Origin of the sequence: Nostoc sp. (assembly GCF_036917435.1) — a bacterium.
Lineage (GTDB): Bacteria > Cyanobacteriota > Cyanobacteriia > Cyanobacteriales > Nostocaceae > Nostoc.
Window position 1 is genome coordinate 181,949 of record NZ_JBALDM010000047.1, and the last position, 26,640, is coordinate 208,588.

Genomic DNA, 26,640 nt, shown 5'->3' on the forward strand with positions numbered 1-26,640 from the left:
GAATTGGGCATTGGGAATTGGATTGCTTTTCCCCATGCCCCATGCCCTGTACCCCATGCCCTATACCCCATCCCCCTTGCCCTTATTGTGATACCAGTCATACCACTGCTTGGCGCTACGAACTGCAAACCAGAGCAGTATCAAAGCAATTAATCCTCCTTGCCAGGGAGCATCAAAGGCAAAAAGTACTAGAGCAATACACAACGTATCTTGAAGAAAGACTGCCCACAAGGGTAAGCCACGTAACCGATAGAACCAACCAACTTGAACTAGCTGGAGTACTAAAGCTAAGGAACCCCCAATACAGGCAATCAGCCAATCTGGTGTTGCTGTTGCATTAGCTACTGCTAACCCCATAATTGCCCCCACGATAGGAGACATGAATAACTGAACCAGTTGTAGTAATCTTTGTCCCCATAGTTTTTTTGAGGCGAATAACTCAAATAAAGACCAAAAGGTGAGGCAGCCTAATAATATTGGTGGAGAAATGTGAGATAAAACTGGAACTTGTGACCATAAGTCACTACCTTGCAATAATCCAATAATTAGCAAAGGTATGCCTATTCTCATTCCTGCTGCGGCAGATGCAGAAAGTGTGGCTAGGATTTCAATCATTAAAGCACTCGTAGCACTAATAAATAAGTAAGTATTTGTTATGTATACTACCCAGTGCTAAGAATAATTCCAGCATCAAACATCCAGTCTTCAGCAATGCAATACTAAATGTTTTTGGTATTTTTATATTCTTTACTACACGCAGTAGGGGCAATTCATGAATTGCCCCTACTGCACAAGCCAATTAATCCTAAATTCCCAGTCGTTGGTAAATTTCTTCTAAATGCTGGAGATGCTGCTGGGGATCGAAACAGACTTCTAGTTCTGTTGGGGACAACTTTTCGGTAACGCGAGGATCTTTGCTAATTAAGTCCTGGAAATTCCCTCCTGGTTTGTTCCAAGCGACGTGAGCGCTTTCTTGAACGATCGCATAAGCTTCTTCTCGGTTGCTTCCTTTGTCTATTAATGCAAGTAGCACTTTTTGGCTGAAGACAACGCCGCCGTAACAGTTGAGATTTCGTTCCATGTTCTCAGGATAGACTAACAGGTTTTTCACCAAGTCGGTTATTTCTGATAACATAAAATGCGTCAAAGTGCAAGCATCTGGCAAAATTACCCGTTCTACAGAACTGTGGGAAATATCCCTTTCATGCCAAAGAGCAACGTTTTCCAAGGCTGCACCGGCATGGCTTCTAACCAGTCGCGCCATTCCTGTCAGCCGTTCCGAACGAATGGGGTTGCGCTTGTGTGGCATGGCTGAGGAGCCTTTTTGACCTTTGGCGAAGAATTCTTCAACTTCCAAAACGTCTGTTTTTTGCAGATTGCGAATCTCTACAGCAAAACGTTCGATGGATGCCGCTACTAAAGCTAATTGTTGCACATAGTCGGCGTGGCGATCGCGGGAAATAACTTGTGTTGAAGCCGTATCGGGTTGGAGTCCGAGTTTTTGGCAAGCGATCGCTTCTATACGGGGTTCAACATTGGCATAAGTTCCCACTGCACCAGAAATCTTACCCACGGCAATGGTTTGACGGAGAATTCTCAAGCGTTCTTGGTGTCGCAACACTTCTGCTAACCACCCAGCTAGCTTGAAACCAAAAGTAATTGGTTCAGCGTGAATACCATGCGATCGGCCAGCCATCACAGTATGACGATGTTCCCGTGCTTTTTGGCGAATTACCTCAATCAAATCTTCCAGACGTTGCAATAATAGATCCAGGCTGGCAACCAATTGCAGTGCTAAAGCCGTATCCAAAACATCCGAACTAGTTAAACCCAGGTGAATGTAGCGTCCAGCATCACCTACATATTCATTGACATTTGTCAAGAAAGCAATGACATCATGGCGGACTACAGCCTCAATTTCCAACACTCGCTTGGGGTCAAAATCTGCCTTAGCCTTGATTTCCTCAACTGCCTGAGATGGAATGTAACCCAATTCAGCTTGAGCCTCACAAACAGCAATCTCGACTTGCAGCCAAGTTTTTAGTTTATAGGCTTCACTCCATAGATTAGCCATTTCGGGCAAAGTATAGCGCTCAATCACAATTTGGCACAGAATACAACCGTCATATTTTACAGTCTAATTAATGTAGATCAATTTTTAATGCTGTTTTTGCCTCAGGGACAGAATTCGTTTTTGAGTCAGAGGTGATGATGCTAATCCTACCGTCAGCCTCCATATATGCAAACTTCACATCGGCTAAAAATTCCACACCTTGCTGACGTAACTTGCTCATCAACTCATCGTCTGTAATTAACTCTCGTTGCAAATGACGCTGAATCATCCGACCATTTTTTACCAGTAGTAGCGGTGGCTGATTCAAAAAACGTTGGAACTGGGGTATTTTGTAGCCTAACCAGTTCAACAAATAACTCCAAAAAATCACAGTTCCTACCAGGATACCGCCTTCAGTAATCGATGTATAATTACTCGCCATAGCATTTTGGGCAGCTTCAGCAAATAATACAACTACGAGTAAATCAGTAATTCCTAATGTTCCTAGTTGGCGGCTAGGAAGGAAACGTAACACTGTGAACAGCGCTAAGTATACTAACGAACCACGGATAATCAACTCAAAGACGCTGATGCGAGGAACAAAGATTGCTTGCCAATCGATAAAAAACCATTTTTCCATTAGCACTGATTTTCTTCCTTTTTCAAGATATTTCTGGAGAAATCCAGTATAAAACCCGAAGAACCCCACCCCGCCAAAGCTAGGCTTTGTCTCCCTGCCCCTAATCCCCAGAGGGGGTACTGAGTTCCCCGCAGGCGAGGAGGGGATTGAAATATGGGAATGATAAATAATTACCTGGACTCAATATTAAATATCTTCAATAGCTATCAGCTTTACAAATATAAATCTCCAGCAATCAAGGATTAAAATCGCGGATTTTTTCTTCTCTGTTTTAATCGTTTGGGCTTCTTGAAAGACTGAAATAAGCGATTAATTAAGTTAGAAGATGACTTTTTATTAGTGGATGATTGCCTCGTTGGAGCCTTGCCATTATATTCTGTGTTATCAGATAAAGGAATGGCATGTTTAGTTGGGGTTATGCCGCTTCCATACCTTCTCGCATAAACTTGGGTAAATTCAGCACCGAAGAAAAGAATCTGTGCGGCATAGTTAACCCAAGCTAAAATTACTACCAGTGAACCAGCAGCACCATAAGCTGATCCAAAACTACCATTACCTAAATATTGTCCTAATAAAAATCTCCCAATAGAGAACAAAAATGAGGTGAGACTAGCTCCGATTAAAACATCACTCCAAGCAATTTTGACATCTGGCAGGACTTTAAAAATGAGTCCAAACAGAAATGTAGTGATGGCGAAAGAGATGATGAAATTGACAATCTGCCAGAGAAAATCTACACCTGGTAGCAAGTTACTAAAGAATGTTACTAATGCTGCTAACGCTGTACTAATTACTAGAGAAACTAACAGTAAAAAACCAATACCTATGACCATTGCAAAGGACAAAACACGTAGGCGAATGATGTTAGTTACGCCACGTCCAGGTTTGGGTTTAACTTCCCAAATCGTATTCAGGGAATCTTGCAACTCGGTAAATAATCCAGTAGCACCCACTAGTAAAACTACAACACTAATAATCGAAGCGATCGCTCCTGTTTTTGGTTTGTTAGCATTCTGAATAGCTGTTTGGATAAATTCTGCCCCATCTGGGCCGACTAAACCTTGAATTTGTCCAACGATTTGACCCCTTGCGGCCTCTTCTCCAAATACTGCGCCCGCGATCGCAATTACAATAATTAACAATGGTGCAATAGAAAAAATCGTGTAATAAGCTAACGCCGCCGCCAACCGTGACGCTTTATCCTCACTCCATTCTTTGAATGTCTCTTGGAACAACTTCCAAATCGCCTGCAAATTCATCCAACCAGTCTCCTTGTAATGAGGATATCGCTTACTTCCTGATATATTTGATACTTATTCTCTAGTTAGCGACATCCTCCCAAGGGAGTTTGTAAAGCGTCCTTGAGGAGGAATTTAATATTTTTACCAAATTCCCGAAGTCCAAATCCCTATTGCAAAACTTAATTACAAAACTCATTACTCATTACTCTTCATTGCATCCTATCAATTGTGCGATATTGAATCGCTTCCGCCACATGATTAGTTTTTAGCTCATCATCTCCCGCTAAATCTGCAATAGTTCGTGCTACTTTGAGAATGCGATCGCTAGCTCTGGCTGATAAACCTAATTTTCTAATGGCTATTTCTAATAAATTGCGACTAGCATCATCTAGCTTGCACCATTTCTGGAGATGACGACTTTGCATTTGAGCATTGCAACGCAGATTTGCCTCACCTTGGAAGCGGGTAATGGCGCGATCGCTTGCTTGTTGAACTCGTTGTAGGACTGAGATTGATGTTTCTCCAGTCGGTTGTTGGGTAATCTCTTCTGGTTTCAAGCGATTCACCGCAACTTGTAAATCAATTCGATCCATTAACGGCCCAGAAAGTTTTGCCCAATATTGCTCGCGTTGGCGGGGAGAACAAGTACATTGTTGGATGGTATCGCCATAGTAACCGCAAGGGCAGGGATTGGTACTCGCTACCAAAGTAAACTGTGCGGGAAACGTTACCGATAGTTTAGTACGAGAAATTGTAACATAGCCATCTTCTAAAGGCTGACGCAGAAATTCCAGCACATCACGTTTAAATTCTGTTAATTCATCTAAGAATAATATGCCATTGTGAGATAATGAGATTTCGCCAGGACGAGGGAAACTACCACCACCAACGAGAGAAGGCCCGGATGCCGAGTGGTGGGGACTGCGAAAAGGGCGATCGCGTACCAACGAACCGCGATTTTTTAATAAACCAGCCACCGAATGGATGCGAGTCACTTCCAAAGATTCAGCAAAACTCAGAGGCGGTAAAATTCCTGGTAAGCGCCTTGCTAACATGGTTTTTCCACTACCAGGTGGCCCGACAAAGATTAAATTATGTCCACCAGCAGCAGCAATTTCTAAAGCCCGACGCGCATGGGCTTGTCCTTTCACATCATGCAAATCTGGACTAGGGTAAGATACTGTTGTTCTGTCTACTGTAGTATCCATCTGCACAGGTTTGTAACGCCCTGGATTATTTAAAAGATCCACCACCTCAGACAAATGTTTGCAGCCATAAACAGCCAAACCTTGAACCACTGCGGCTTCTTGGGCATTATCAGCAGGGATAACTAAACCTGCGATTCCCATTTTTTGGGCTGCGGCTGCGATCGGTAAAACACCAGCCACCGGACGCAAGCTGCCATCTAAAGAGACTTCGCCTAAGAATAGATAATCCCCCAACAAATTAGCGCTAACTTGCTCAGAAGCAGCCAAAATCCCCACGCTAATAGGCAAATCGAAACAGGGGCCTTCTTTGCGTAAATCTGCCGGAGTTAAATTGATCACAATTTTCCGCATGGGAAAAGCGAAACCTGCATTTTTCAGCGTTGCTTTGACTCTTTCTCTTGATTCTTGAATCGCTGAATCTGGTAGTCCCAAGACAACAATTCCCGGTAATCCCCCCGACACATCGACTTCTACGCCTACTTTGACGGCATCGATGCCCACAATTGATGCACTCCAGACTCTAGCAAGCATTGATTATATAAGAGTAAACCTTTCAAATCTCTAGCAGATGTCTGGGTAGATTGGCATTAGTGAAATTACAGGGAGGATTTTCCGCTCAAAATCTTTTTTGCAACCGTTTGGGAGAATCAGCTAACCGGCTGTAACAACAGCACGATCGTTTACTAGCTTGCCATCTTCCATATAGACGATGCGATCGGCAATATCTAGAATGCGATTGTCATGAGTTACCAAGAGAATGGTGCAATCCTGTTCTTTAGCTAGTTTTTGCATAAGGTTAACCACATCTCGTCCAGATTTACTATCAAGGGCGGCAGTGGGTTCATCCGCTAAGACAATTTTAGGACGACCGACCAACGCACGAGCGATCGCAACTCTTTGTTTTTGTCCCCCAGACAGATCATCAGGATAATAATTCAGCCGATGCCCTAATCCTACTTCCTCTAACATTTGGGCTGAACGGCTTTTCATCTCTGCCGTCGAAATATTATTATGTACTTCCAAGCCCATTCTGACGTTCTGGAGTACTGTTAAGCTACCGTGCAAGTTGTGCGCTTGGAAAATATAACCGTTATTACGTCGCGCTTGGGTAAGTTGTCCTGTACTAGCGCCACAAAGTTCTTGTCCTAATATCTGTAAACTTCCAGATTGAGCAGAACGCAAGCCGCCTGCTAAGGTAAGAAGTGTAGTTTTACCAGAACCAGAAGGCCCAGTCATAATAATAATTTCGCCAGCGTTAATATCCAGGTTGATATCAAAGAGAACTTGCTTGCGAAGTTGACCAGAACCAAAGTAATGGTCGAGATTTTTAACAGAGATAACAGGAGGCATAGTAATTTTAGATTTTAAATTTTAGATTTTAGATTTTAGATTGGGAATGATTAATTATCCCCATCCTCCTCATGAATGCTGAGTTAAGAGTAGAAAGTAGGTATGTGTAATTGGGAAGAATTCAGTTTCAATGCCCCATGCCCCATGCCCAATGCCCCATGCCCAATTCCCATTTTTAAAACATATCTGCGGGGTCAGCAGACTGTAATTTCCGAGTAGCGATCGCACCAGAAATAATACACATGGCCATGGTGAGCATTAGCACTGTGGTGGCTCGTGCTACAGTCATGTAAAGTGGTAAATTAGTCGCATTCCGAGTTAAATGGTAAAGTCCTAAAGGTGCGATCGCTCCGGGAATAAAGCCCAAGATTGCCAAAATTATCGCCTCTTCAAACACCACACCCAATAAGTAGAGATTGTTATACCCCATTGCTTTGAAGGTGGCGTATTCTTTGATATGAGAATTCACATCTGTAGAAAGAACCTGATAGACAATAATCACGCCCACCATAAATCCCATTCCTACACCCAAGCTAAAGATAAAGCCGATGGCTGTATTTTTTTTCCAATAATCTGTTTCAAATTCGATAAATTCGGCTTTGGTTAAAACTTTAACATCATTATCTAAATGAGATTCTAAAGCTGCTTTCACCTGTTTGACATCATAGCCTGGTTGTAGTTGAACCAAACCTAAACTGACGCTACTTGCTTCTCGCTTAGGAAATAGCCGCAAGAAATTCTGATCGCTGGTAATGAGGTTTCCATCAGCCGCAAAGGAAGCCCCGATTGAAAATAAGCCGCTAATGGTAATTGTGCGGCGATCAATTTCAGTGGTTACAGCTTTTCCTTGATCAACTTGAGCGATCGCTTCTTGATAATCTCCTCTAGAGGCGCGATCGAACAAAAGGGTATCTGGTAGCTTCACCCGATCTATCTGGCTGTTCACATCTGGTAAGTTAAAGGCTAGCTTTTCAGGATTAATCCCAATAACTAGCACAGATGTCTTTTGGCGTGTTTTCGGATTTTTCCAATCGACAATGTTGACATACATCGGTTCTGCTGACTTCACCCCCTGTATATCCATTGCTTGATACAGTCGCCGCCGCGCAAAGGTGGACGCATTTAAGACGTTACGGGCTTGAGGACTAACTAAGAAAATGTCAGCTTGGATACTTTTGTGTAACTTAGTATTACTTTCAAACAAGGCAGTCTGAAATCCTAGCTGCATAAACATGAGAACATCAGCGAAGGCAATGCCTCCCAATGCCACCAGCAGACGGCTTTTTTCATGACTCAGTTGCAACCATCCTAGAGGGGTTCGCTGGCGCAGTTGTTGAATAAATCCAATCATAGTTCTATTACCGCCTTTATTTGCAGATTGGTAAACTTGGCAGCTTTGGCGCTAGATGCTTTATCTAGTCGCACATGAACTTCCACTACTCTGGCATCAATATTGCTAGAGGGATCGCTGTTGACGAGATTTTGTCGCTGTACCTGCATCCCCATCCAATCAACGGTTCCCTGTAATTCTCCAGGAAGGGAATCGCTAATTACCTTTACCTGTTGCCCCGATCGCACTTTGTTAATATCACTTTGGTAAACTTCTGCCACTGCATACATCTGATCGGTTCGACCTAGTTCTACAATCCCATCATTAGAAACAGTTTCTCCGGCTCGTGTATTAATCTTCAAAATTTGTCCGGCTTCGGGTGCGCGGACATAAGCTTGATCGAGTTGCGCTCTAATTTTTGCCACAGTAGCTTGAGCGCTATCTACCTCTGCTTGGGCGTTGGCAATATCTGTCGGACGGACTTCTGCCGTTTGGTTCAAGTTGGCTTTGGCTTCGTTAATTTGCTGTTGCAAGCTAGCGAGGGTTTGATTACGGTTAGCTTTGGCTTCTTTAATCTGCTGTTCTAAAGTAGCGACAGTTCTTGTCTTATTGGCTTGGTTTTCGATTACCTGTTGAGTCGAAGTTTCTGCACTCAAGCGTTTTTGATCGGCTTCTTGACTAGAAATTGCCCCTGCTTTGTATAAAGCGTCATAGCGTTGCACATCTACTTGAGCGTTCCGCTTTTCGGCTGCTACCCGATCTACTGTTGCTTGTAAGCTTTGTCTTTGTCCTTGCAAGTCTGCTTCTAGGCGATCGATTGTAGCTTGCTGAGTTTTGATATTTCCCTCTAGTTCCACTTGCAGACGGCTAACAGCAGCTTGTTTTGCTCCAATTTCTCCCTGTTTTGCTCCCGCTTTTACCTTGTCAACGTTAGATTTGGCAACTTGGACTTGTTTCTGCGCCTCAACTAAACTTGCTTGCAAGCGATCGCGACTGTCCATAATTGCAATTACCTGTCCACCCTTGACGCGATCGCCTTCTTTCACCAATAGTTTCTGAAGCAGACTTCCCTCAGTAGAAGTTGTTGCAGACAGTTTGATGATTTCTCCATTTGGTTCTAAACGTCCTAATGCTGTGACTGTTTTTACAATTGGTTGAAGAGCTACGGGTGCTACTGGCTTCTCATTCGCTGTAGCCTGGAACTTTAGCACCGTATAAACACTAGCTCCACCAATTAGCAATGATGTAATTATCGCTAGTGTAAGCGGCGATCGCAAAAGATTTTGGTAAGACTTTAAATCTTCTAATTTCCAGTTCTGCACCATACTATCCACCTTTTATCACTAGCAACTTATACTAAACTGTTCAGTTCAATCTATGCTAAACTAAACGGAGTAGTTTAGTCAAGAGCAGAAAGCTGAAATTGTCAATTTACAGCAGATTGCAACAGGCGTGAGGTACAGATCATCGTAGGGGCACAACATGTTGTGCCCCTATCCGTATACTTCATTTAGGGACTTCCAAATAAAAAAATACCCAAAAAACTCTCTTCTCCTCATTCCTCTGTGTTGCGCCAGGTGCTACAAACTCCTCCACCCCCGCAACGCACTGGCTTCTCTGTGTCTCTGTGGTTCGTTTCATTTGGGTAATTTATTTCTTGGAAGTCCCTTACCTGCAATACGCTGTAATAACTTTGCCTTCAGTTATGCACCAGAATGCTTGTCACAACTGAGATTAATGGCGTAGGGTAAATCGCCGCATCTATTAAAATTGTTTATAAGAGAGGATGATTAATAAATGGTACGCATTAAAACTGACGAAGTAGATCGAGATCATTCCGTTGACAAAGTAGAGCAAATCCTGCAAGGGGCAATGCGGGAATTCCTGCAAAATGGCTATGCTGGCACAAGTATGGATCGGGTAGCAGTAGCGGCAAGTGTTTCTAAAGCGACAGTCTACAGCCACTTTCAAGATAAAGAGGGACTTTTTAAAGTCCTGATAGAGTCCTTGGCAAATCAGAAGTTTAACTCTCTCTTTGGTACGGAACCTATGGAGGGAGAACCAAAAATCGTACTGCGCCAATTAGGAACCAAATTATTGGAACAGATGAATAACGATCAGGAACACTGTGCATTTATGCGAGTGCTAATTGGGGAATCTGGTCGTTTTCCTGAATTAACTCAGATTTGTGTTCGGGCGATGATTAAACCAATGTTGGTAACGCTCAATCAATACTTTGCTGCTCACCCTGAACTGAGTATCACTGACCCAGAGGCAACAGCGAGGATTTTTTTAGGTACATTAGTTAACTTTCATGTTACTCAAGATGTGATGCATGGGAGGGACATTATACCAATGGAAAGCGATCGCCTGATTGATGCGTTAACACACCTAATTACTAAATGCGCCGATTGATTGGCTATGTCCCATTGTTAGCTTATTGAGTGCTGTTGCCTGCCTATCCTTTGGCTTTTTTCATTTCCTAGCTTTGAGTTAAAATCCCACGGCTTGAGGTGAAAACTAGCAATAGCAGAATTTTCACAACCGTGGGAGTATCAAAAGCTGGCACAAATACATCCTCCAGCGATCGGCAGATTAACTAGGCAGGAATGACTTGAACAATTAATGAGCGTTTATCCAGTGACTGGACTTTACCTACTTGACTGAGATCATTTGCAATTCGGTCTAGCAGTTCTCCTGCTTTGTCACGATATTGATGTTCTCGGCCTCGTAAACGGATGGCAAATTTAACTGAATCGCCTTTACTCAACCACTGGCCTGCTTGTTCGATACGTAAATTGTAATCAGCCGCGCCCACGTTTAGACCAAATCGAACTTCTTTTACCGTGGGTCTAGCGCTCTGGCTCTGACGTTTTTTCTTTTGATACTGAAGCTTGCCATAGTTGAGAATCTTAGCTATGGGGGCTTCTTTGCCTTGAGAGACTACAACTAAATCAAGCTCTAAACTTTCGGCTAGCTGTAGCGCCTCATTCGTGTCTATCAGACCACGATTATTATTCTCATGGTCAATCAAGAAGACACTAGGTGACTTGATTTGTGAATTAATCAGTTGCTTTTGGATTGCGATAACGAATTTCTCCTAATTGTTCAACACTTTATATTCCAACGTAATGCTAATTTAACACAACACTGAATCAGAGCAACTGTAACCACACAATAGACTACAATCTGTTAAGATATGGAATTGCGGCACTCGCCCTTCAGTCTTTGCGCTATTGCCCATCCAGCTTTTCAACGCTTTTTTATCCGTCCGCCTAAGACTGACACCGCCATTGGTGACAGGCCGATGTTATTTTTGGAGTTTTATGGATTTTTCTACTCTCGGCTTGTCCAATGAAATTATCCGTGCGGTTACAGAGCGAGGGTACACAGAACCTACGCCAATTCAGATACAAGCGATTCCTGCCGTCTTGTCGGGTAGCGATTTGCTAGCTGGGGCCCAAACTGGCACTGGAAAGACCGCTAGTTTTACCCTGCCGCTTCTACATCGGTTATCGTCTGAGAAGAACGCCAAAGTTACATCTAATGGATACCGACCCATTCGGGCGCTAATTCTGACTCCGACTCGTGAACTCGCTGCCCAAGTGGAAGAAAGCGTGCGCGAGTACGGCAAATACTTACAGCTAAACTCAATGGTGATGTTTGGCGGAGTCGGTATTCATCTGCAAAAACAGCGTTTGAAGAACCGAGTTGATATCTTGGTCGCTACTCCAGGGCGACTGCTAGACCACGTACAGCAAGGCACGCTGAACCTGTCGCATATTGAAGTTTTGGTGCTAGATGAAGCAGACCGGATGCTGGACATGGGCTTTATTCATGATATCCGCCGCGTCCTGGCACTTTTGCCCAAACAGCGACAAAATTTGCTATTCTTCGCCACCTTCTCAGACAAAATTAAAACACTAGCGGCCGGACTGCTCAATAACCCGAAGATGATTGAGGTAGCACGCCGCAACGTTACCGCCGAGACGATCGCACAGAAAGTTTACCAAGTAGACCGTGACAAAAAACGCCAATTGCTTGCTCATCTGATTCGGCGAGATAATTGGTATCAAGTGCTAGTGTTTACTCGCACCAAGTATGGCGCTGACCGTTTAGTTAAGCAGTTGGGCGAAGACCGCATTCAAGCGCTGGCAATCCACGGGAATAAAAGCCAGCCAGTGCGTACTAATGCGCTGGCAAAATTCAAGAATGGCAGCTTACAAGTATTGGTGGCAACAGATATTGCTGCTAGGGGTCTTGACATCAGCGAACTGCCCCATGTAGTAAACTTCGATCTGCCCAATGTACCAGAAGATTATGTTCATCGCATTGGGCGCACAGGTCGGGCTGGCGCGTCAGGTGAAGCCGTATCGCTGGTGTCCGTTGATGAATACCCTTTATTAACAGATATCGAAAAACTGATTCAGCAGCGTTTGCCAAGGGAAGTAGTGGCTGGCTTTGGCCCCAACCCTGATGTTCAGCCTGAAGCAATCCCTAACGAACGGCAACGGCAACACAGACCCAAGCCAGAACGCGATCAGCGTCCGGCTCGGACTCCTAAACCGTTACCACGGACATCAGCTAAACGTAAAGCAGCACCACCCGCAACCAATGGCGATCGCCCTGATGCCCGTTCGTCCACATCGCGCCGTTTTGATAAACGCGATCGCTAATCTTCGTTAGCATGGGCATACAGTTGTCATTGGTGTCAACTCAAGAAGATTTTGCCCAAATTTGTTGGGTGTAAGCGTCAACCTCTCGATGACGTTTACGCCTCTTTTTTACTTTAATTAATTTTCAAGATTATCAATAAAAAATATTTTATAAAAAATGATTTTTTGCCAAATCATTAAACTCAGAATACTACCCCTAAAAGATGTTTGTATTCAATTAATAATATTGACTTTACCAGTGTCAATATCATAACAAGCGCCAACAATTTTGAGTTTACCTTCACTGAGCGATTTAGCTAAAATCGTTGAGTTCTCCTGCAATTTTTCAGTCTGATATTGAATATTAGCTATAACTGCATCTTGAATATTATCACCCGTTCTTAACTTGACCCTTTCAATAGATGGTTTTATGCCCTCAATAATCAAACCAATTCTACCAGGAAGTGGTTCGTTTTTAATTGCTTCTGCGACTGCACCGCATCTTTTATGACCCAAAACCACAATCAGCTGCGAACCCAATACTGTTGTAGAGTATTCCAAACTACCGATAACGGTATCACTCACAACATTACCAGCAACTCGCACAACAAATAAATCTCCGAGTCCTTGATCGAAAACGATTTCCGCAGGGACTCTAGAATCTGCACAGCCTAATATGGCAGCAAAGGGATACTGAGCTTTAGCAACTAATCGTAGATGTTCTAATGATTGATCGGGATATTTACGTTTTTGTTCAATAAATCTTTGATTACCATCCAATAAGCGGATGATAGCTTCATTAGGACTAACTGAATTAGGCTTACTTGGATGAATATCAGCAATAGCAGTTTGCTCTGGATTCCAAAAGTTATCACCAAAAGCAGTAGCAGCAATACCTATAACACTGGCAAACTTTAAAAAATCACGTCGCCCTACAAATCCATTAATTCGACTCATTAATCTAGCTGATAATAACAAATCTGTTCCAGCAAAATATCAGATTAAAGCAAGATACAAGAGTACCCTTTAACACGATTTAAGAGTTATTTAATCTTCAAATAGCATCAGAATTTATTTACGCTGATTACTTGTTGTATGTATTGACTGTCTTTTTTTGGGAATACTTAACACAGTACTGACTGCATTTATATGACTTTTTTAAACAAAATAAACTGGAATTTTTTGCGTAAAAATTCTCCAAATAGCTCTGGGATAACCCCGTCTGCCTCCAGCCAACAATCTGCAAACCCTAAAAACCTAGCTAAATTAGAGCATGAAATGGAGTTAGAAAGGCAGGCGCTCAAAATATCCTCTCAGCAACTGCATCGCAAAGCCAAGTGGGGTATAGGTAGTAAACTTATTTGGATGGCAATACTTATTGGCATTCCCAGTGGTGTAATTTGGGTTGCGAACCAGCCTTACCCGGTGGTTCGCCGTCCGGTGATGCTCCATGCGCCTTTTTTGTTGCTACCCAGCTATATGAGTATGGATAATCACTATCGACAGGCGTTAGTATCAGTTGAGCAAGCTGAACAATTAATTGAAAAAGCTACCAGTGCAGCAGATTTGGCTTTGGGAGAAGAGAAGCTACAAGAAGCACAAAAACATCTAGATAAGTTACCAACTTCCTTTGTTAATGATTGGTCTGAATATAGATATTGGTGGTATGACTCGCGCTTTAGCATTTATGGTTTTAATGCATTTCGGAGTAAAGTTGGGCAGCTAGAAGCTAAGGTTTTTCAAGAAAAAAATGCTCAGTCCTTGCTAACTGACAATATGCAGGCTTTCTTAAATGCAAAACAGCAATATGAACGGGCTACAACAATAACTGATAAACAGACTGCGACAACTGCTTGGCAAACGGCACTGAATCAATTTGAGCAGATTCCTGGTCAAACCCTGGCTGGAAAAACTGTCCAAAATCAACTAGATAATTATAAGCGTGAATTTCAGGAAGTTGTTGGGTTGGCAGCGGGGAACGATCGCATCAGTGCCTTAATTACCGCAGCACGGCAATTTTCTTGGCAAGCTGCTAAAGCTGGTCAAAATCCGCCGCATACTGTCACTGAATGGCGACAGATAGAAAATTTGTGGATAGAGGCAATTGAGCGGCTCAAAGAAATTCCCTCAAAAGACGTGGCCGGTTATACCGAAGCACAAAAGTTATTAGCAATATATGAGGCTAACTTGGGTCAGGTTAAAGTCAGACGACAAGCTGAGACAGATACTGTGGAGGCTTTGGAGACAGCACAACGAGAAATCGAAAGCTTGTTGGCTTCAATTCCTGTTGATGTCCATGATGTGAGGCACAATAAGGTGTTGAGCCAATTGCAGAGTATTATTAATCAATTAGAAAAAGTGCAAAATGGCACAACAGCCTATCTGAAAGCTCAAGAGTTACTACTATCGGCAAAAAATAAACTTAGACAGCTACAGGCTCAATAAATGAGTAATGAGTAATGAGTAATGAGTAAATATAAGATCAAAGCTCACCCTCAATCCCTTTCCGATACTTTGGAGAGGGAAGCCAGACGCAGGGGTGAGATTTGATATTTAATTTGACCCACTTACTTCTCAGTGCATTTGTACTATGTGTTTTCTGTTTGATTTCTAGCCAGTTGTAGTGAAGCGGTGACGCTGTACTTTTTACTGTATTCCACCATTTCAGGTAGTTTACAGTACAGAGCGTGAGCGTCAACAACTGGCCATTGGGTGGGATTTTTGAGACGGGAATAAATTCCCTTGTAGAAGTTTCTCAATGTCCCAGTAACCCTGCTGATATATCAATTAAAACTGGAAGAGAAATATTTTGGATGCCAAATTGCCAAAAGCACTCAATCAATTTTGATTAGGGTAAACAGAGGTGTTTTTATACCATTAAAAAATGCCCCAGATTCTCTCTGGATCAGCTTTGCAGGATTTGTTATGACTCAGGAGTATATCAAAAAGTGATGCGGAGCTTTATATATACGAAGTTTAGTACGCCTTCTTCTTCAATTGGGATTCTGGCAAATCCAGTTAATTTAGATTTTTATAATTTTTTCATGAATGAATGTCCTGTTTTACCTTTTTACTCGCTGTAGATGTGATTAGAAACGCAAGGATTATTGGGGAGAATTCTTTGAGCATCGAAAACGACGGTCGCGGCAGTGGCAGGAATCGTTATAATTTTTTGTATTAGTTTATAGATAGCGTAGGCGCAACCCGCCTTCGACATCGCTATCGGCTCGTGAAGTTTCCTTATTTAAAGTGGTGTTATGTTGAATAGGGGCAAGGGTAATTAAAGAAATTAATGTCTTTTACCTGCTCCTAGATATAGTTCACCCACTTTAGGATCGTTCAACAGTTCTTGACCAAGGCCAGAGATAGCATCGCGTCCCGACTCAAGTACATAGCCGCGATTAGCCATCTCTAAGGCTTTACGGGCATTTTGTTCTACTAATACGATCGCAGTTCCCGCTTGATTAATTTGTTTAATCTGCTCAAATACTTGTGTCACCAAGATCGGGGATAAAGCAGCAGATGGTTCATCCAAAATCAGCAAACTAGGTTCCAACATCAAAGCTTTGCCCATCGCTAGCATCTGGCGTTCTCCTCCAGAGAGAGTACCCGCTCGTTGACGACGGCGATCGCTTAATCTTGGAAACATGGTAAATATTTTATCTTTAATTGGCTTTAGAGGAACGTTAAGCACAAAAGCACCCATCTCCAAGTTCTCTTCAACACTCAGAGAAGGGAAAACATTGGCGATTTGTGGTACATAGCACATTCCTCTTTGGACAATTTGATTGGACTTTAGCCCCACAATATTTTCACCTTTAAAGGTAATTGTGCCTGTGTGGGGGATTAAAAGCCCAAAAATTGCTTTTGCTAAAGTAGATTTACCCGCACCATTGGGGCCAATCACTGTCACTAATTCCCCTGGCGCAACCTGAAAATTCACTCCTTGCAGGATATCTACATCTTTGATGTATCCAGCATGGACATTTTGAACATCTAGTAAATAGTCATTTGTCATTTGTCATTGGGCATTGGGCATTGGGCATTGGGCATTGGGCATTGGGCATTGGGCATTGGGCATTGGGCATTGGGTATTGGGGAAGAAACTTGTTAAATAATTCCTCCTTGTCCCCCTCATCCTCCCTATTCCCCACTCCCCACTCCCCACTCCCCACTCATGAGATGAGAAGCAACAGTCAAGTCAAAAATAACTATTGACTGTTGACTATGGACTATTACGGGGTTTTTTGCAACTCCGGTCGTTCTTCTGGCAGAATCGCCCCTTCTACTGGGCAAACTTGGAGACATATACCACAGTCGATGCAAGTGGCAAAGTCGATCCAGTACCAATCTGTTCCCTTGGCATTTTTGCCTGGGCCATCATGAATACAAGCTACTGGGCAGGCTTCTACGCAGTCAGCTACGCCTTCACAGACTTCTGTAACAATTGTGTGCGGCATGTTCTCGATTCCCTCTTTTCTGTATCGGCTATTTCTAGCCTAGCAGGGGAGTAGGGAGTAGGGAGTAGGGAGTAGGGAGTAGGGAGAAAATAACCAATGCCCCATGCCCCATGCCCCATGCCCCATGCCCAATTCCCAATTCCCTTAACGTAATGATTCAATTTTTGGTGAACCATCAGCTTTGATCCAAGCAATTTGAGCTATGCTGCGATCGCGTGCATATTGGCGAATAGCGTCTGCATCCCTTCCCCCTAAATCAATTTCTACCCGCACCAGATGGGTGGAATCTCGCAATTTTTGGGCGTAGGCAAAGGCAGGGGCGTTAGCGCTGGCCGTCTCTGGTACTACTAACCAGTTACTCGCTGGGGTTACTTGCGGTAATTGCTGAGTAGACAACAAAACTTGGTATAAATCTTCGATATTGAGTCCAAAACCAATGCCGGGAATATTTTCTCCTTGAGGATGATATAAACCCAAAAGCTGGTCATAGCGACCACCACGCCCTAAAACTCTGGCTTGAGATTCGGTATCATTGACGACTTCAAAGACAATACCAGTATAGTAATCTATGGTCTGGATGAGGCTGAGGTCGAGGATTAAGGGAAATTTTTTCTCTGATTCTAGTAACTCTACTAGGGATTTGAGGTTATTCACTGCCTCTCGCTGTTCTTCGTCTAGATCCAAACTACTAACTTTTTGTAATACATCTGCACTGTTACCGCGCAAATCCAGCATCATTCTGGCGCGATCGCGGAGTTTGTCACTCAAGGGTAAAGTATCTATAGCAATGCAGTCGAGATGAGCGATCGCACTGCGAACTTTATCCTGTAAATTAGCAGGAAATGCACTCAGGAGCGATCGCGTAATTCCCGCTTCACCTAAAATTAAGTGCCATTGCTGCAAACCCAATGCTGCTAGACAATCTGCGACTAATAACAGTACTTCCGCATTCGCCAACAATCCGCCAGCGCCTAACAACTCCACTCCAGCTTGATAAAACTCTTGCTGGCGATTGTGTCTACTTTCCCAAGTGCGGCGAAACACATTAGCGTTGTAGTACAACCGTTGCGGATAAGTTGTATTTGCCATCCGAGTGACAACGGTACGAGCGATAGATGCTGTTAATTCTGGACGTAGCCCTAATTCATCATCTTCACCTTGTAGTTGAATCACCATCTGGCGCTGAATTGCTTCCCCTGCCATCAGAGTATCCATGCGCTCTAAAGTTGAGGTGATAATTCTGTGATATCCCCAACGATGAAACACCTGCTGTAACCGATCTTCAATCCAGCTTTTTTTCTCCACATCCAAGGGCAATAAATCCCTGGCTCCCAATGCTGGCTGATACACCATTATTTTTTCTTCCCACCAAACAAACCACCGAACAAACCACCACTACCAGATTTTTCTGGTTGCTTATCTCCATTATTGGCGGATGAAGTCACCTTATGATCGTTAGATTGTTGTCCTAGAGCTTTATCTATTTTAGGTTTCCATTGCAGAGCCGTTTCGTCATTGGGGTCTAATTTGAGAGCATTGTCGAAGTGGATTTTTGCCATTTTTAGCTGATTTTGCTTCAAATACACCATTGCAATTAAGCTATGGCAGCGACTATTTTTAGGTTCTAGCTTTAGGGCTTCTTGCAACTCTACCTTGGCTGGAGCAAATTGGTTTTTGTTAATTAAAGATTGAGCGCGACGAACATACTGTTCTACAACTGCATCTTCTTTTGGTGGTGCTGGTTCTGGGGGTGTATTTTGTTGTGGTGTATTTGGCTGAGGCGTAGCTGATTGGACTTTGGGTTGAGCAGGTGGCGGCGCTGCGGATGGTTTGTTGGAACTCCGCATTAAATAGACTAAATTCAACTCACTAACTTGGGCAATGACTTGCTGCACTTGCTCTAAACAATCATATTGGCTTTGGGCAAGTTTAGCGATCGCACTTCTATAGAATGGATCGAGATTAGGTGTCTGGGCTAACTGTTTACCCAAGTCGGTGTTGAGAGTTACCGAAGTAGACTCTTGTACTAGCCGCTTGCCAATTTGGGACAAAATTATAATATATTCCGTGCGAGTGCGATCGCCAACGAGTTTTTCGTAAGCTGGGTTAACCCACTTGGATAACAATTCGTTTCCTAGCTGTTTTTGTTCATCACTTTCAGTAAAACTAATATCCGGGTGTAAGCGGCGGGCAATTTGGAGATAGCGTTTCCGAATTTCTTTGACATCCGCATCAACTGGAACGCATAATACTGCGTGATGATCTATGAAATCATATTTAAATAGTCCCCGATCTATTTTTAAAGACATATACACTTTTTGCACCAAAGGAGGGGTTAGATTGCTTTTAGTTTACCCAAAGTCAGGGTAAAAGCTCCCACCTACTATACCCATGCTGACAGTGGCGGAACTTGTAAAAGTTCGCTACTGAGAGAGTCGTGAATATAACCATTTGTGGCCAGAATTCTACCTGACTCAATTTTGACGGGAGTGCCATCGTACGCGGTAATTTTGCCCCCAGCCTCTTGTAACAAAATTATCCCGGCGGCAATATCCCAAGGAGAAAGCCCTCGTTCCCAATAACCATCGACACGTCCACAGGCAACATACGCCAAATCTAGCGATGCGGAACCGCTACGTCTAACTCCCTGGGTAAGATGGGTAAGGTGACTAAATTCTGCGTAGTTGTTATCAGAGGTTTCACGGCGATCGTAAGCAAATCCTGTTACTAGTAGGCTTTTACTCAGTTCAGAGGTTGTTGAAACATTGATCGGACGACGATTTCGCGTTGCTCCTAAACCAGTAGCTGCACTGAATAATTCATTGTGAAAGGGGTCATAAATTACACCAACTTCTGGAACGCCATTAATTAACAGCCCAATAGAAACGGCAAAAAATGGGTATTGATGGGCGTAGTTAGTTGTGCCATCTAAAGGATCGATTGCCCAGAGATATTGATTTTCTTGATTACCTAATTTCCCTGATTCTTCAGCGAGGATAGAGTGCTGGGGAAAGTGGCGACGCAAAATTTCTAAAATCAACTCTTCTGAGGCTTTATCAGCAGCCGTGACTAAATCACCAGGGCGACCTTTTTCAATAATTGCGTCTTCTAACTTACCCAAGTAACCTTGCAAAATAGCACCAGCAGCCAAGGCCGCTTCTGTGGCAATATCTAGAAAAATTTGTATATTTGTCATTTGTTATAGGGAGTGGGGAGTAGGGAGTAGGGAGTAGGGAGTAGGGAGTAGGGAGTAGGGAGTAGGGAGTAGGGAGTAGGGAGTAGGGAGTAGGGAGTAGGGAGTGGGGAGTAGGGAGTAGGGAATTGAGGACGGATTTATTCTCCTTGTCTCCCTCATCTCCCTCATCTCCCTCATCATTCCCATGCCCCATGCCCCATGCCCCATGCCCTATGCCCCATGCCCCATGCCCAATTCTTCAAAGATTTTGGCGGCGAAACTCGGCGGGAGTGAGGCGCATGGGTTTTTCTGAGTTCCAGATGCCTTGGCCCATGAGTCTAGCCCATTGTTGGGCACGTTCTAAACGCTGGTCATATTTGTGATTAGGCGATCGCCCGACAAACATTGCATTCCCTTGTTTCACTAATTCTTCATTCAACAACACCTTATTTTTCCATACATAAGCTAGAGTTCGTCCGATTTTGTCTTTTGTTTCTAAATCAAACTCTAGGGTTACTAATTCTTCTGCACCACCAATTAGATTCTCTAACTGTTCTTTTGCCGCTTCTCCCCAAGGGCGCTGTCGCAAATCTGGTGCATCAACGCCAACTAACCGCACTTGGGAAATCAAATTCGGTTGTTCAGCCATTCCCAACACTTCCAAACTTTGCCCACTAACTACCCGCGCTACTTTCACCTGAGCCTCATTGTTTGGCAGCTGGTTTTTACTTTGGCAACTCACTAAGAGCAATAAGCAAAGCAAAATGGCTGTTTTTCGCAGCCAGTTACTAAGACTCACAACCATCACAAATTCTCCTATGATCGCTGAGAACCTCTTGCGCCTTCCTCCGTGCCCCTTGCCTCTTACCCCCTGCCTTCTCCAATTGTTTATTCCTCATCTAACGGTAAACCCGCTTTAATTTTCCCTCTAGCAAAATAACGTCCAAACTGGAGTTCGTAGACTTCATCTTCGTCTTGTGTCTCTACTTCTAAATCAGAGCGGGGATAACTCACACACAATAAGGCATAACCTTGCCGACGTAAATCTGGCGACAATCCGATCGCCTCTGGCTGGTAAATTTCTCCCGACAATACCCTGACAGCGCAAGCGGTACAAGCCCCGTTGCGGCAGGAAAATGGTAGTTCTACGCCTTGTTTTTCGGCAGTGTGCAGGATGTAGCGGTCTTCTGGCACTTGTAGAGTATATGTTTCGCCAGTGGCGCGATCGCGAACTTTAATTGTGTATGTACGAGACATCTGGATTTGCGTTGTGGAATTAGGACTTTCAGATTTAATCTAAGAATATCTTTCTTTATCTTTGCATTTTCTGGGATTATATAGTACAATCGTAACTTGTGGCACCTGGAGAGGTGGCCGAGTGGTTTAAGGCGCAGACCTGGAAAGTCTGTAACAGGGTAACTTGTTCCTGAGTTCAAATCTCAGTCTCTCCGTTAATCCTTACTGTACAACGTTTTCATCTCACACGGTTGTGGAAAATACCGTTTTGTGAGATGAAAAGTGGTTGAAGAAAATGGTACAAGTGGTATAAGTTATAATTAATAAGTAAAACTTTTAGGGTACAGCTATGGCCGCTACAAATTACTTATCATTTATTCACCCATAAGAAAACACCCTGCTTTTTACAGTAAGGTGTAGTTTTTGCTTATGTGTCGTAAATTATGCAGGAAGTGTGTTAATAATCGTCGGCAAGCTGTTTAGCATCCCTTATAACATGCGTGTAGAACCATGCTCTTTTATTAGTGCCACAATTTCTACACCAGTAGCTATCTGTTGAACTATACTTACTAGTTACTCGCCATATCTGGTTGTTGAGCATAAATTTTGTACCTATCATCCTTACCTCCCTGCTAATTTACGCTTAGTATCAAATATCATCACAAACTCATCATTCTTGCTCACTGTTACACTTGAGAATTTTTGCAGTTCCCCTGGGTAAGGTTGATACCAAATGTTTGGCTTCTCACCTGGGACTACCAAAAGCACTTCATTCCCATCTATCGACCATACTCTGTAGTTAACACCCCAATAGTGAACGTATAAACCTACCATCCACTCATTTTGTTTTACTTTTCTTGCCATTGTTGTCTACTTTCGTTTTTCCCATAAGGCTATTTTTGGTAGTGGTATGTGTGTTTCTGAGAGTGTCACTTTTAGTGTCAGTTTTTATGACAAAAAAAATGTCAAAAAATATGACACTTTTATAGAGAGGGTATATCCCTACTTCTTTAGTGGGTTTGAGAAATACTTATTATCACCACAATCACCTAAGATTTCACTACACATAAGTGAGTGCTTTACTACATCAGGATGCGCTACTACAAAGGCTTTTGCTATTGATACCTTCTCTGATGTGACACGCTGCAATTCAGCTTTTGTGGTATTGATACGTGCTTGTAGTTGTTGGATATCGACTTCTAAATCTATTGCCCTTTTCGTGAGTGCATCAAGTTTTGATGTATCAATGAGGTTTAATGATGTGGGTTGTTTGGTAGTAGCTGTGGGAGTGTTGTAAGTGCCTGTTTTGCGAATAGATGGTAATACCTCATCTACTACCCAATCCTGAAACTCAAGGGCTTTTGCTTTCTTACTTGCAAAGATTAGTCTGTATAGTCCTGACTCATTTACTATGACAAGTTCTTGGATTCCACCAAGGGTCTGAATTTTCTTATACCCTTTTTGTTTATCGCTTAAACTGCCAAAGTGTGCCGATGGATTTGTCAGTCCTAGAGCCTTGCAAATATCAGTTGCTACAAACCAAGGGGCATCAGTAGTACCTACAAACCGAATTTCATGTGACTCAAAATTAAAAACAGATAAGTTAGACATTGTGTTTATCCTATATATAGTGTGTGTCAGCAGTTTAACGACGTGCTGAGGTCGTGTAATGAAATGTTGCCGTGTGATGTGATTTGAGCAATTGTCGGGAATCCTATGCACTGTTTAGCAGAGGAGAAAACAGTATGGGTGCAATGCCTGACTTAACGCTTAACCAAATAAGTGCAAAATGCACAAATAAAGAAGTAGCCAAATATATTGCTTCTATGCCACCTCTTCCAGAGGGTATTGGTGTTTGTAAGTTTTTAGCAATCTTGTTATATTCTGCCAGGAAAGCAATATTGCAGTCTTGGGATATTTTTTTGGTGATATGGGGTGTGTTTTTAAAAGTGTCACTTTCGATGACACTTTTTTTGTCATTTAAAATGACACTATTTTTGACACTTTAAAAAAGAGGGTATAGCCGAATGGCACTAAGATACTTGCAAAAATAGATTTCCCTAGTCATAGCATAGGTTTAAGCCTATATTCTTATTTATCTGTTATAAATAGTTGACGCGCTTTTATTTATCTGTTACAAATAAGAAGCAGCATAAGCAGCAAGGGACTCAGAGATTCACCGATTCCACAGCGCTGTTAATGCCCAGTACACACAAGAGGAGACTATGACACCTAGAGGTATGCCAAAGGAAGGCACACGCAAGCCAGGAGGCGGTAGGAAAAAGAAGTACGCCGGAGAAGTAATGCAAAAATATGTTCCAACTTCTATCTCTGACAAATTAGATGATATCTATCAACTCTTAATTGACCTAGAGAAAGAGGTTAGTGCATGGGAAAAAATCTGTGAAGAGAAAAGCACTTCACCACGTTATGAACAGGCACGAAAGCTAGTTTCAACACTTAGATTGCTTCTGAACAGACTAGGGATTGATGCTAGCAGTATTTATGCACAAGACAGTGAAAACAACAAACAGGAGGATGAAACAAAAGTCAGTCAATAGGGGCAGTTCATCAGTTTCAATGACAATAAAATGCGTCACCGAATGAGGTTGTAACTCAGACGATGACGACTTCTCACTCACGTAACATTACTACGCTAGGAGCTAGATTATTATGACCGTTAATCTGAATTCCGTCCATCCATCTACTGTCTCAATTCCCGCTCCACTTTTCAATTTAGGACAGTTGGTTACTTGGAATTGTGAAACTTCCACATCACCTGTATACGATAGTTTTGAAGGTGTAGTAGTCCAACAAAGTTATCGTAATAACTGGAAGGGCGGTTCATGGGGATACACAATGGCTATTACCGTTGCTAAAAGACACGGAATAATAGTCGATTTATACGTTGGTGATTTTGCCTTTGATATTCAGGAAAATGACTTGACTAACGATGATAGGGTAGACCCTTACTAGGCATTAGTACAGTGAGGGGTCATGAGCAAATTGTGACCCTTAGTAATAACAGGTTTTAACATCACTTCAATACATCGTCACACTCGACAAAGCCGAATATTCTCGCAAAACAGTACATAAGGTATAAATTATGTTGAATAAAGCTAAACGTGCATTAATTCAAATCGCTGGGATTGAAATAGAGGTATTTCAGTTACCCGATGGCACATACGTTATGAGCCAAAGTCAGGCATCTAGAGCTATCGGATTGTCGGAGATTAGGTTTCGACGCTTTTTGAGTGAAAAATCATCAGAAGTATCACCAGAAGAGGATTTGAGCTTCGACAAATTTTCAATATCCGGTACAGGTAGACAGATAAAAGCTATCCCTGCTAAAAAGTGGATTATATGCCAAGTTCCAATAGCAGTAGGCGTGTACTGTGGTGTATTCAAAAGCATTGATGAGGGGATACAGGCTTTTGCGTCTCACTTTGAATATCTGAAAGGTAGCAAGAGCAGTGGTGTAGGAAGTGCATTGAGTATCGTACTCACAAAGCTTATAAAGGAAGACTTACCTAAACAAGGTGAAAGTAATAGAAGCAATAGGTATGCTTCTGATGCATCAAAACGTATCGACCTCGAAATAGGTCAGGATGAGCTTATAAAACAAATAACTGTACGCTTAGGTTTTGCTATTGGGCGTAGAGATATGGATGAGGTGATAACACTCATGTCAAACTTCGGTTATTCCTATGAACGTGTAGGTACAGCAATGGGATTTGTAAAACAAAAAACACTCAAAAAAGAGTAGTTGGTAGGGTACTTTTCAAAGTGTCATTTTAAATGTCAGTTTTTATGCCATTTATTTTGACACTAATTATGACACTTTCAGGAATAAGGGTATGTACAAGGTAGAAGTCAAAGTGTGGGATGAGTGGTTTCCCGTAAAAAAGTCACGAAGATATAACTGTTACAAGCTTTATAAGGATGGATTTTGTGTAGGGCATTGTCCTGGCAAACTAATAAAAGATGTGAGAGTAGTAAGCAATGAAAACTAGCCAACAATACAGCAAAGTAAAGCGAGTGTACTATGACATTCACACAAGCTTAAGAAGTGAGATACGCCAAACAAGAGAACAAACGTGTTTTGACTCAACATCAGAATTTAACTGCTATAGAATGATATCGAGTTACTTTACAGCGCCGTTGTTTGATATCGACATTCATAGCACTTTAGACTTTGGTGATGTCAAATGGAAGGTAGACTTTCAGGTAACAGCAAGACGTAATCAACCTGTAGCAAGTGCAGTACTAGCAGAGATTGTTAACACTTTTCATGACACAACACACACATCATTAGCGCAAGTTTTCATAGAGTACAAAGGTGTACAAGACAACAACTTCATTAGCAAGATGTCACAACTTTCTTGCATTACCCCAATGTTCGCAAAAACGATAATACTTGTGAGTGACCACAATGCAGCATTCGGTTGCTACGACACTAACCGCAAGCGTTTCTACACTCACCCGATAGTATCTGTCAACTTGCTAGAGAGTGCATTAAGACAAATCGTACAAGGATAAAATAATGAATGAAGTAACTCAATATCCACATATCGGACAATTTCATTGGAAGTATTTCCAAAAAGAAAATGGTAAACGTAACGTAGCAGTAAGTAGTACAGTACCACGTGTTGAGATGATGCTAGAAAGTGGGCTTGTGAAAGAGTTTACTGATAAAAAAAGATGTCACAATTACTCTGTACTTTTCGATAGCGAATACGTGTTTGACTACCTGTATCAGAAGATAGTTGTCAACATGGGGTGGAGCATGGGGGATAAACTTGATAGCAATGTACTGCGGTGTTTCCTTGACGACTTTCTATTGCATTGTGAAGAAGTACACAGACAAAAAGACGTACCAGATATCAAAGCACAAGCGCAGTATTTAGCAACGCAATTTCCACACAAAACAGTACAAGAATGGGAAAGGGAACTATTAGGCAATAAGGCGAGTAGTGAAAGTGACGAGATGACGTTTGAGCCTCCTTTCCCGTATGGACAGAACGACGATATTGACTTTGATGGCACTAAAGTAAAACCAAAGGATGACTGCGACTCTGATGTAGAAAAGAACTGTAATATGCCTGATGACGATATAAGCGCCAAGTCGATACGTAATCTAAAAAACTTGGCTTCAAAGATGAAAATTAAAGGGTATGGATCAATGAGTAAGGATACACTTATCGCAGCGATAACGTGTAACAGATAAAAACAACGCAATATCAATACTTTCACCTACACCATGAGTTTTACTTGTGGTGTTTTTTTAGCATG

Annotated in this window: 30 protein-coding genes and 1 tRNA gene; 11 read left to right on the forward strand and 20 right to left on the reverse strand. The window is 42.5% G+C overall.

Annotation, left to right across the window (positions count from 1 at the left end; genetic code table 11):
* Positions 1 to 60: 60 nt before the first annotated feature.
* The 8 genes from V7K98_RS23815 to V7K98_RS23850 form a co-directional block, all read right to left on the reverse strand.
* Positions 61 to 615: a DUF4126 domain-containing protein gene (locus V7K98_RS23815; protein ID WP_335026344.1), complete on the reverse strand. Its 555-nt coding sequence runs from the start codon at positions 613 to 615 to the stop codon at positions 61 to 63.
* A gap of 190 nt (positions 616 to 805) precedes the next feature.
* A complete protein-coding gene (gene purB, locus V7K98_RS23820) occupies positions 806 to 2,101 on the reverse strand; it encodes an adenylosuccinate lyase (protein WP_335026346.1) in 1,296 nt (431 codons plus the stop codon).
* Positions 2,102 to 2,141: 40 nt separating this feature from the next.
* A complete protein-coding gene (locus tag V7K98_RS23825; protein ID WP_335026348.1) occupies positions 2,142 to 2,693 on the reverse strand; it encodes a DUF421 domain-containing protein in 552 nt (183 codons plus the stop codon).
* Positions 2,694 to 2,935: 242 nt separating this feature from the next.
* Positions 2,936 to 3,952, reverse strand: coding sequence for a YihY/virulence factor BrkB family protein (locus V7K98_RS23830; protein ID WP_335026350.1), 1,017 nt, complete (start codon positions 3,950 to 3,952; stop codon positions 2,936 to 2,938).
* Between the two features lie 191 nt (positions 3,953 to 4,143).
* Positions 4,144 to 5,673 (reverse strand): YifB family Mg chelatase-like AAA ATPase, encoded by a 1,530-nt coding sequence (locus tag V7K98_RS23835; protein WP_335026352.1) that lies wholly within the window; start codon positions 5,671 to 5,673, stop codon positions 4,144 to 4,146.
* Positions 5,674 to 5,793: 120 nt separating this feature from the next.
* Entirely contained in the window at positions 5,794 to 6,492 is a 699-nt protein-coding gene (locus V7K98_RS23840; RefSeq protein ID WP_335026354.1) for a DevA family ABC transporter ATP-binding protein, read from the reverse strand.
* A 175-nt stretch (positions 6,493 to 6,667) separates the two neighbouring features.
* Positions 6,668 to 7,843, reverse strand: a complete 1,176-nt coding sequence (gene devC / locus V7K98_RS23845) for an ABC transporter permease DevC (RefSeq protein ID WP_335026356.1) — start codon at positions 7,841 to 7,843, stop codon at positions 6,668 to 6,670.
* Positions 7,840 to 9,147 (reverse strand): HlyD family efflux transporter periplasmic adaptor subunit, encoded by a 1,308-nt coding sequence (locus tag V7K98_RS23850; RefSeq protein WP_335026358.1) that lies wholly within the window; start codon positions 9,145 to 9,147, stop codon positions 7,840 to 7,842. The genes devC and V7K98_RS23850 overlap by 4 nt, the downstream gene beginning before the upstream one ends.
* 472 nt (positions 9,148 to 9,619) lie before the next feature.
* Here V7K98_RS23850 and V7K98_RS23855 point away from each other — a divergent pair, with 472 nt between their 5' ends.
* Complete coding sequence (locus V7K98_RS23855) at positions 9,620 to 10,237, forward strand: TetR/AcrR family transcriptional regulator (RefSeq protein ID WP_335026360.1); 618 nt, start codon at positions 9,620 to 9,622, stop codon at positions 10,235 to 10,237.
* A gap of 184 nt (positions 10,238 to 10,421) precedes the next feature.
* On the opposite strand, the gene infC is transcribed toward V7K98_RS23855, so the two are convergent.
* A complete protein-coding gene (infC, locus tag V7K98_RS23860) occupies positions 10,422 to 10,910 on the reverse strand; it encodes a translation initiation factor IF-3 (RefSeq protein ID WP_335026445.1) in 489 nt (162 codons plus the stop codon).
* A gap of 111 nt (positions 10,911 to 11,021) precedes the next feature.
* Between infC and V7K98_RS23865 the strand changes: the two genes are divergently transcribed.
* Positions 11,022 to 11,180, forward strand: a complete 159-nt coding sequence (locus V7K98_RS23865) for a hypothetical protein (protein ID WP_334859835.1) — start codon at positions 11,022 to 11,024, stop codon at positions 11,178 to 11,180.
* Positions 11,149 to 12,498 (forward strand): DEAD/DEAH box helicase, encoded by a 1,350-nt coding sequence (locus V7K98_RS23870; protein ID WP_335026363.1) that lies wholly within the window; start codon positions 11,149 to 11,151, stop codon positions 12,496 to 12,498. Before V7K98_RS23865 ends, V7K98_RS23870 begins: the two co-directional genes overlap by 32 nt.
* A gap of 213 nt (positions 12,499 to 12,711) precedes the next feature.
* Here the strand turns inward: V7K98_RS23870 and V7K98_RS23875 are convergent, their stop codons facing one another.
* Positions 12,712 to 13,434: a carbonic anhydrase gene (locus tag V7K98_RS23875; protein WP_335026365.1), complete on the reverse strand. Its 723-nt coding sequence runs from the start codon at positions 13,432 to 13,434 to the stop codon at positions 12,712 to 12,714.
* Positions 13,435 to 13,755: 321 nt separating this feature from the next.
* Here V7K98_RS23875 and V7K98_RS23880 point away from each other — a divergent pair, with 321 nt between their 5' ends.
* Positions 13,756 to 14,922, forward strand: a complete 1,167-nt coding sequence (locus V7K98_RS23880; RefSeq protein WP_335026367.1) for a hypothetical protein — start codon at positions 13,756 to 13,758, stop codon at positions 14,920 to 14,922.
* A gap of 844 nt (positions 14,923 to 15,766) precedes the next feature.
* Here the strand turns inward: V7K98_RS23880 and V7K98_RS23885 are convergent.
* The 8 genes from V7K98_RS23885 to V7K98_RS23920 all read right to left on the reverse strand — a co-directional run bounded on the left by V7K98_RS23885 (position 15,767) and on the right by V7K98_RS23920 (position 21,369).
* Positions 15,767 to 16,495, reverse strand: a complete 729-nt coding sequence (locus V7K98_RS23885; RefSeq protein WP_094332788.1) for an ABC transporter ATP-binding protein — start codon at positions 16,493 to 16,495, stop codon at positions 15,767 to 15,769.
* Positions 16,485 to 16,631 (reverse strand): histidine kinase, encoded by a 147-nt coding sequence (locus V7K98_RS23890; RefSeq protein WP_335026369.1) that lies wholly within the window; start codon positions 16,629 to 16,631, stop codon positions 16,485 to 16,487. The genes V7K98_RS23885 and V7K98_RS23890 overlap by 11 nt, the downstream gene beginning before the upstream one ends.
* 81 nt (positions 16,632 to 16,712) lie before the next feature.
* Positions 16,713 to 16,937: an indolepyruvate ferredoxin oxidoreductase subunit alpha gene (locus V7K98_RS23895; protein ID WP_335026371.1), complete on the reverse strand. Its 225-nt coding sequence runs from the start codon at positions 16,935 to 16,937 to the stop codon at positions 16,713 to 16,715.
* Between the two features lie 144 nt (positions 16,938 to 17,081).
* The gene (locus tag V7K98_RS23900; protein ID WP_335026373.1) at positions 17,082 to 18,290 is read right to left on the reverse strand and encodes an ATP phosphoribosyltransferase regulatory subunit; all 1,209 of its coding nucleotides are present in this window, start codon (positions 18,288 to 18,290) and stop codon (positions 17,082 to 17,084) included.
* Positions 18,290 to 19,246, reverse strand: a complete 957-nt coding sequence (locus V7K98_RS23905; RefSeq protein WP_335026375.1) for a J domain-containing protein — start codon at positions 19,244 to 19,246, stop codon at positions 18,290 to 18,292. Before V7K98_RS23905 ends, V7K98_RS23900 begins: the two co-directional genes overlap by 1 nt.
* Positions 19,247 to 19,320: 74 nt before the next feature.
* Positions 19,321 to 20,133 carry an inositol monophosphatase family protein gene (locus V7K98_RS23910; protein ID WP_335026376.1) on the reverse strand — a complete coding sequence of 271 codons (813 nt, stop codon included), beginning with the start codon at positions 20,131 to 20,133 and terminating at the stop codon, positions 19,321 to 19,323.
* 238 nt (positions 20,134 to 20,371) lie between these two features.
* On the reverse strand, positions 20,372 to 20,917 hold the full coding sequence (locus tag V7K98_RS23915) for a thermonuclease family protein (RefSeq protein WP_335026378.1): 546 nt from the start codon (positions 20,915 to 20,917) through the stop codon (positions 20,372 to 20,374).
* Between the two features lie 83 nt (positions 20,918 to 21,000).
* Entirely contained in the window at positions 21,001 to 21,369 is a 369-nt protein-coding gene (locus tag V7K98_RS23920; protein WP_335026380.1) for a 2Fe-2S iron-sulfur cluster-binding protein, read from the reverse strand.
* A gap of 107 nt (positions 21,370 to 21,476) precedes the next feature.
* Here V7K98_RS23920 and V7K98_RS23925 point away from each other — a divergent pair.
* A tRNA-Ser gene (locus V7K98_RS23925) sits at positions 21,477 to 21,563 on the forward strand.
* 406 nt (positions 21,564 to 21,969) lie between these two features.
* Here the strand turns inward: V7K98_RS23925 and V7K98_RS23930 are convergent.
* A complete protein-coding gene (locus V7K98_RS23930; protein WP_335026382.1) occupies positions 21,970 to 22,212 on the reverse strand; it encodes a hypothetical protein in 243 nt (80 codons plus the stop codon).
* Positions 22,213 to 22,350: 138 nt separating this feature from the next.
* Positions 22,351 to 22,959, reverse strand: coding sequence for a BRO-N domain-containing protein (locus V7K98_RS23935; RefSeq protein ID WP_335026384.1), 609 nt, complete (start codon positions 22,957 to 22,959; stop codon positions 22,351 to 22,353).
* 134 nt (positions 22,960 to 23,093) lie between these two features.
* On the opposite strand from V7K98_RS23935, the gene V7K98_RS23940 reads away from it, so the two are divergent.
* From V7K98_RS23940 to V7K98_RS23965, 6 genes are all read left to right on the forward strand, one after another.
* A complete protein-coding gene (locus V7K98_RS23940; RefSeq protein WP_335026386.1) occupies positions 23,094 to 23,357 on the forward strand; it encodes a hypothetical protein in 264 nt (87 codons plus the stop codon).
* Positions 23,358 to 23,573: 216 nt separating this feature from the next.
* Positions 23,574 to 23,909: a hypothetical protein gene (locus V7K98_RS23945; protein WP_335026388.1), complete on the forward strand. Its 336-nt coding sequence runs from the start codon at positions 23,574 to 23,576 to the stop codon at positions 23,907 to 23,909.
* A 112-nt stretch (positions 23,910 to 24,021) separates the two neighbouring features.
* Positions 24,022 to 24,324 carry a hypothetical protein gene (locus V7K98_RS23950; protein ID WP_335026390.1) on the forward strand — a complete coding sequence of 101 codons (303 nt, stop codon included), beginning with the start codon at positions 24,022 to 24,024 and terminating at the stop codon, positions 24,322 to 24,324.
* 130 nt (positions 24,325 to 24,454) lie between these two features.
* Entirely contained in the window at positions 24,455 to 25,114 is a 660-nt protein-coding gene (locus V7K98_RS23955) for a hypothetical protein (RefSeq protein WP_335026393.1), read from the forward strand.
* 236 nt (positions 25,115 to 25,350) lie between these two features.
* The gene (locus tag V7K98_RS23960) at positions 25,351 to 25,887 is read left to right on the forward strand and encodes a hypothetical protein (protein ID WP_335026395.1); all 537 of its coding nucleotides are present in this window, start codon (positions 25,351 to 25,353) and stop codon (positions 25,885 to 25,887) included.
* A gap of 4 nt (positions 25,888 to 25,891) precedes the next feature.
* The gene (locus tag V7K98_RS23965) at positions 25,892 to 26,575 is read left to right on the forward strand and encodes a Rho termination factor N-terminal domain-containing protein (RefSeq protein WP_335026397.1); all 684 of its coding nucleotides are present in this window, start codon (positions 25,892 to 25,894) and stop codon (positions 26,573 to 26,575) included.
* Positions 26,576 to 26,640: the final 65 nt, after the last annotated feature.

Coding starts and splice junctions, on each gene's coding strand:
- V7K98_RS23965 (WP_335026397.1), top strand. CDS start 25,892: ATGAATGAAGTAACTCAATATCCACATATCGGACAATTTCATTGGAAG.
- V7K98_RS23905 (WP_335026375.1), bottom strand. CDS start 19,246: ATGTCTTTAAAAATAGATCGGGGACTATTTAAATATGATTTCATAGAT.
- V7K98_RS23945 (WP_335026388.1), top strand. CDS start 23,574: ATGACACCTAGAGGTATGCCAAAGGAAGGCACACGCAAGCCAGGAGGC.
- devC (WP_335026356.1), bottom strand. CDS start 7,843: ATGATTGGATTTATTCAACAACTGCGCCAGCGAACCCCTCTAGGATGG.
- V7K98_RS23930 (WP_335026382.1), bottom strand. CDS start 22,212: ATGGCAAGAAAAGTAAAACAAAATGAGTGGATGGTAGGTTTATACGTT.
- V7K98_RS23950 (WP_335026390.1), top strand. CDS start 24,022: ATGACCGTTAATCTGAATTCCGTCCATCCATCTACTGTCTCAATTCCC.
- V7K98_RS23830 (WP_335026350.1), bottom strand. CDS start 3,952: ATGAATTTGCAGGCGATTTGGAAGTTGTTCCAAGAGACATTCAAAGAA.
- V7K98_RS23870 (WP_335026363.1), top strand. CDS start 11,149: ATGGATTTTTCTACTCTCGGCTTGTCCAATGAAATTATCCGTGCGGTT.
- V7K98_RS23895 (WP_335026371.1), bottom strand. CDS start 16,937: ATGCCGCACACAATTGTTACAGAAGTCTGTGAAGGCGTAGCTGACTGC.
- V7K98_RS23960 (WP_335026395.1), top strand. CDS start 25,351: ATGAAAACTAGCCAACAATACAGCAAAGTAAAGCGAGTGTACTATGAC.
- V7K98_RS23825 (WP_335026348.1), bottom strand. CDS start 2,693: ATGGAAAAATGGTTTTTTATCGATTGGCAAGCAATCTTTGTTCCTCGC.
- V7K98_RS23910 (WP_335026376.1), bottom strand. CDS start 20,133: ATGACAAATATACAAATTTTTCTAGATATTGCCACAGAAGCGGCCTTG.
- V7K98_RS23840 (WP_335026354.1), bottom strand. CDS start 6,492: ATGCCTCCTGTTATCTCTGTTAAAAATCTCGACCATTACTTTGGTTCT.
- V7K98_RS23865 (WP_334859835.1), top strand. CDS start 11,022: ATGGAATTGCGGCACTCGCCCTTCAGTCTTTGCGCTATTGCCCATCCA.
- V7K98_RS23855 (WP_335026360.1), top strand. CDS start 9,620: ATGGTACGCATTAAAACTGACGAAGTAGATCGAGATCATTCCGTTGAC.
- V7K98_RS23850 (WP_335026358.1), bottom strand. CDS start 9,147: ATGGTGCAGAACTGGAAATTAGAAGATTTAAAGTCTTACCAAAATCTT.
- V7K98_RS23955 (WP_335026393.1), top strand. CDS start 24,455: ATGTTGAATAAAGCTAAACGTGCATTAATTCAAATCGCTGGGATTGAA.
- V7K98_RS23880 (WP_335026367.1), top strand. CDS start 13,756: ATGGAGTTAGAAAGGCAGGCGCTCAAAATATCCTCTCAGCAACTGCAT.
- V7K98_RS23915 (WP_335026378.1), bottom strand. CDS start 20,917: ATGGTTGTGAGTCTTAGTAACTGGCTGCGAAAAACAGCCATTTTGCTT.
- V7K98_RS23815 (WP_335026344.1), bottom strand. CDS start 615: ATGATTGAAATCCTAGCCACACTTTCTGCATCTGCCGCAGCAGGAATG.
- V7K98_RS23920 (WP_335026380.1), bottom strand. CDS start 21,369: ATGTCTCGTACATACACAATTAAAGTTCGCGATCGCGCCACTGGCGAA.
- V7K98_RS23935 (WP_335026384.1), bottom strand. CDS start 22,959: ATGTCTAACTTATCTGTTTTTAATTTTGAGTCACATGAAATTCGGTTT.
- V7K98_RS23875 (WP_335026365.1), bottom strand. CDS start 13,434: ATGAGTCGAATTAATGGATTTGTAGGGCGACGTGATTTTTTAAAGTTT.
- V7K98_RS23885 (WP_094332788.1), bottom strand. CDS start 16,495: ATGACAAATGACTATTTACTAGATGTTCAAAATGTCCATGCTGGATAC.
- V7K98_RS23835 (WP_335026352.1), bottom strand. CDS start 5,673: ATGCTTGCTAGAGTCTGGAGTGCATCAATTGTGGGCATCGATGCCGTC.
- V7K98_RS23940 (WP_335026386.1), top strand. CDS start 23,094: ATGGGTGCAATGCCTGACTTAACGCTTAACCAAATAAGTGCAAAATGC.
- V7K98_RS23900 (WP_335026373.1), bottom strand. CDS start 18,290: ATGGTGTATCAGCCAGCATTGGGAGCCAGGGATTTATTGCCCTTGGAT.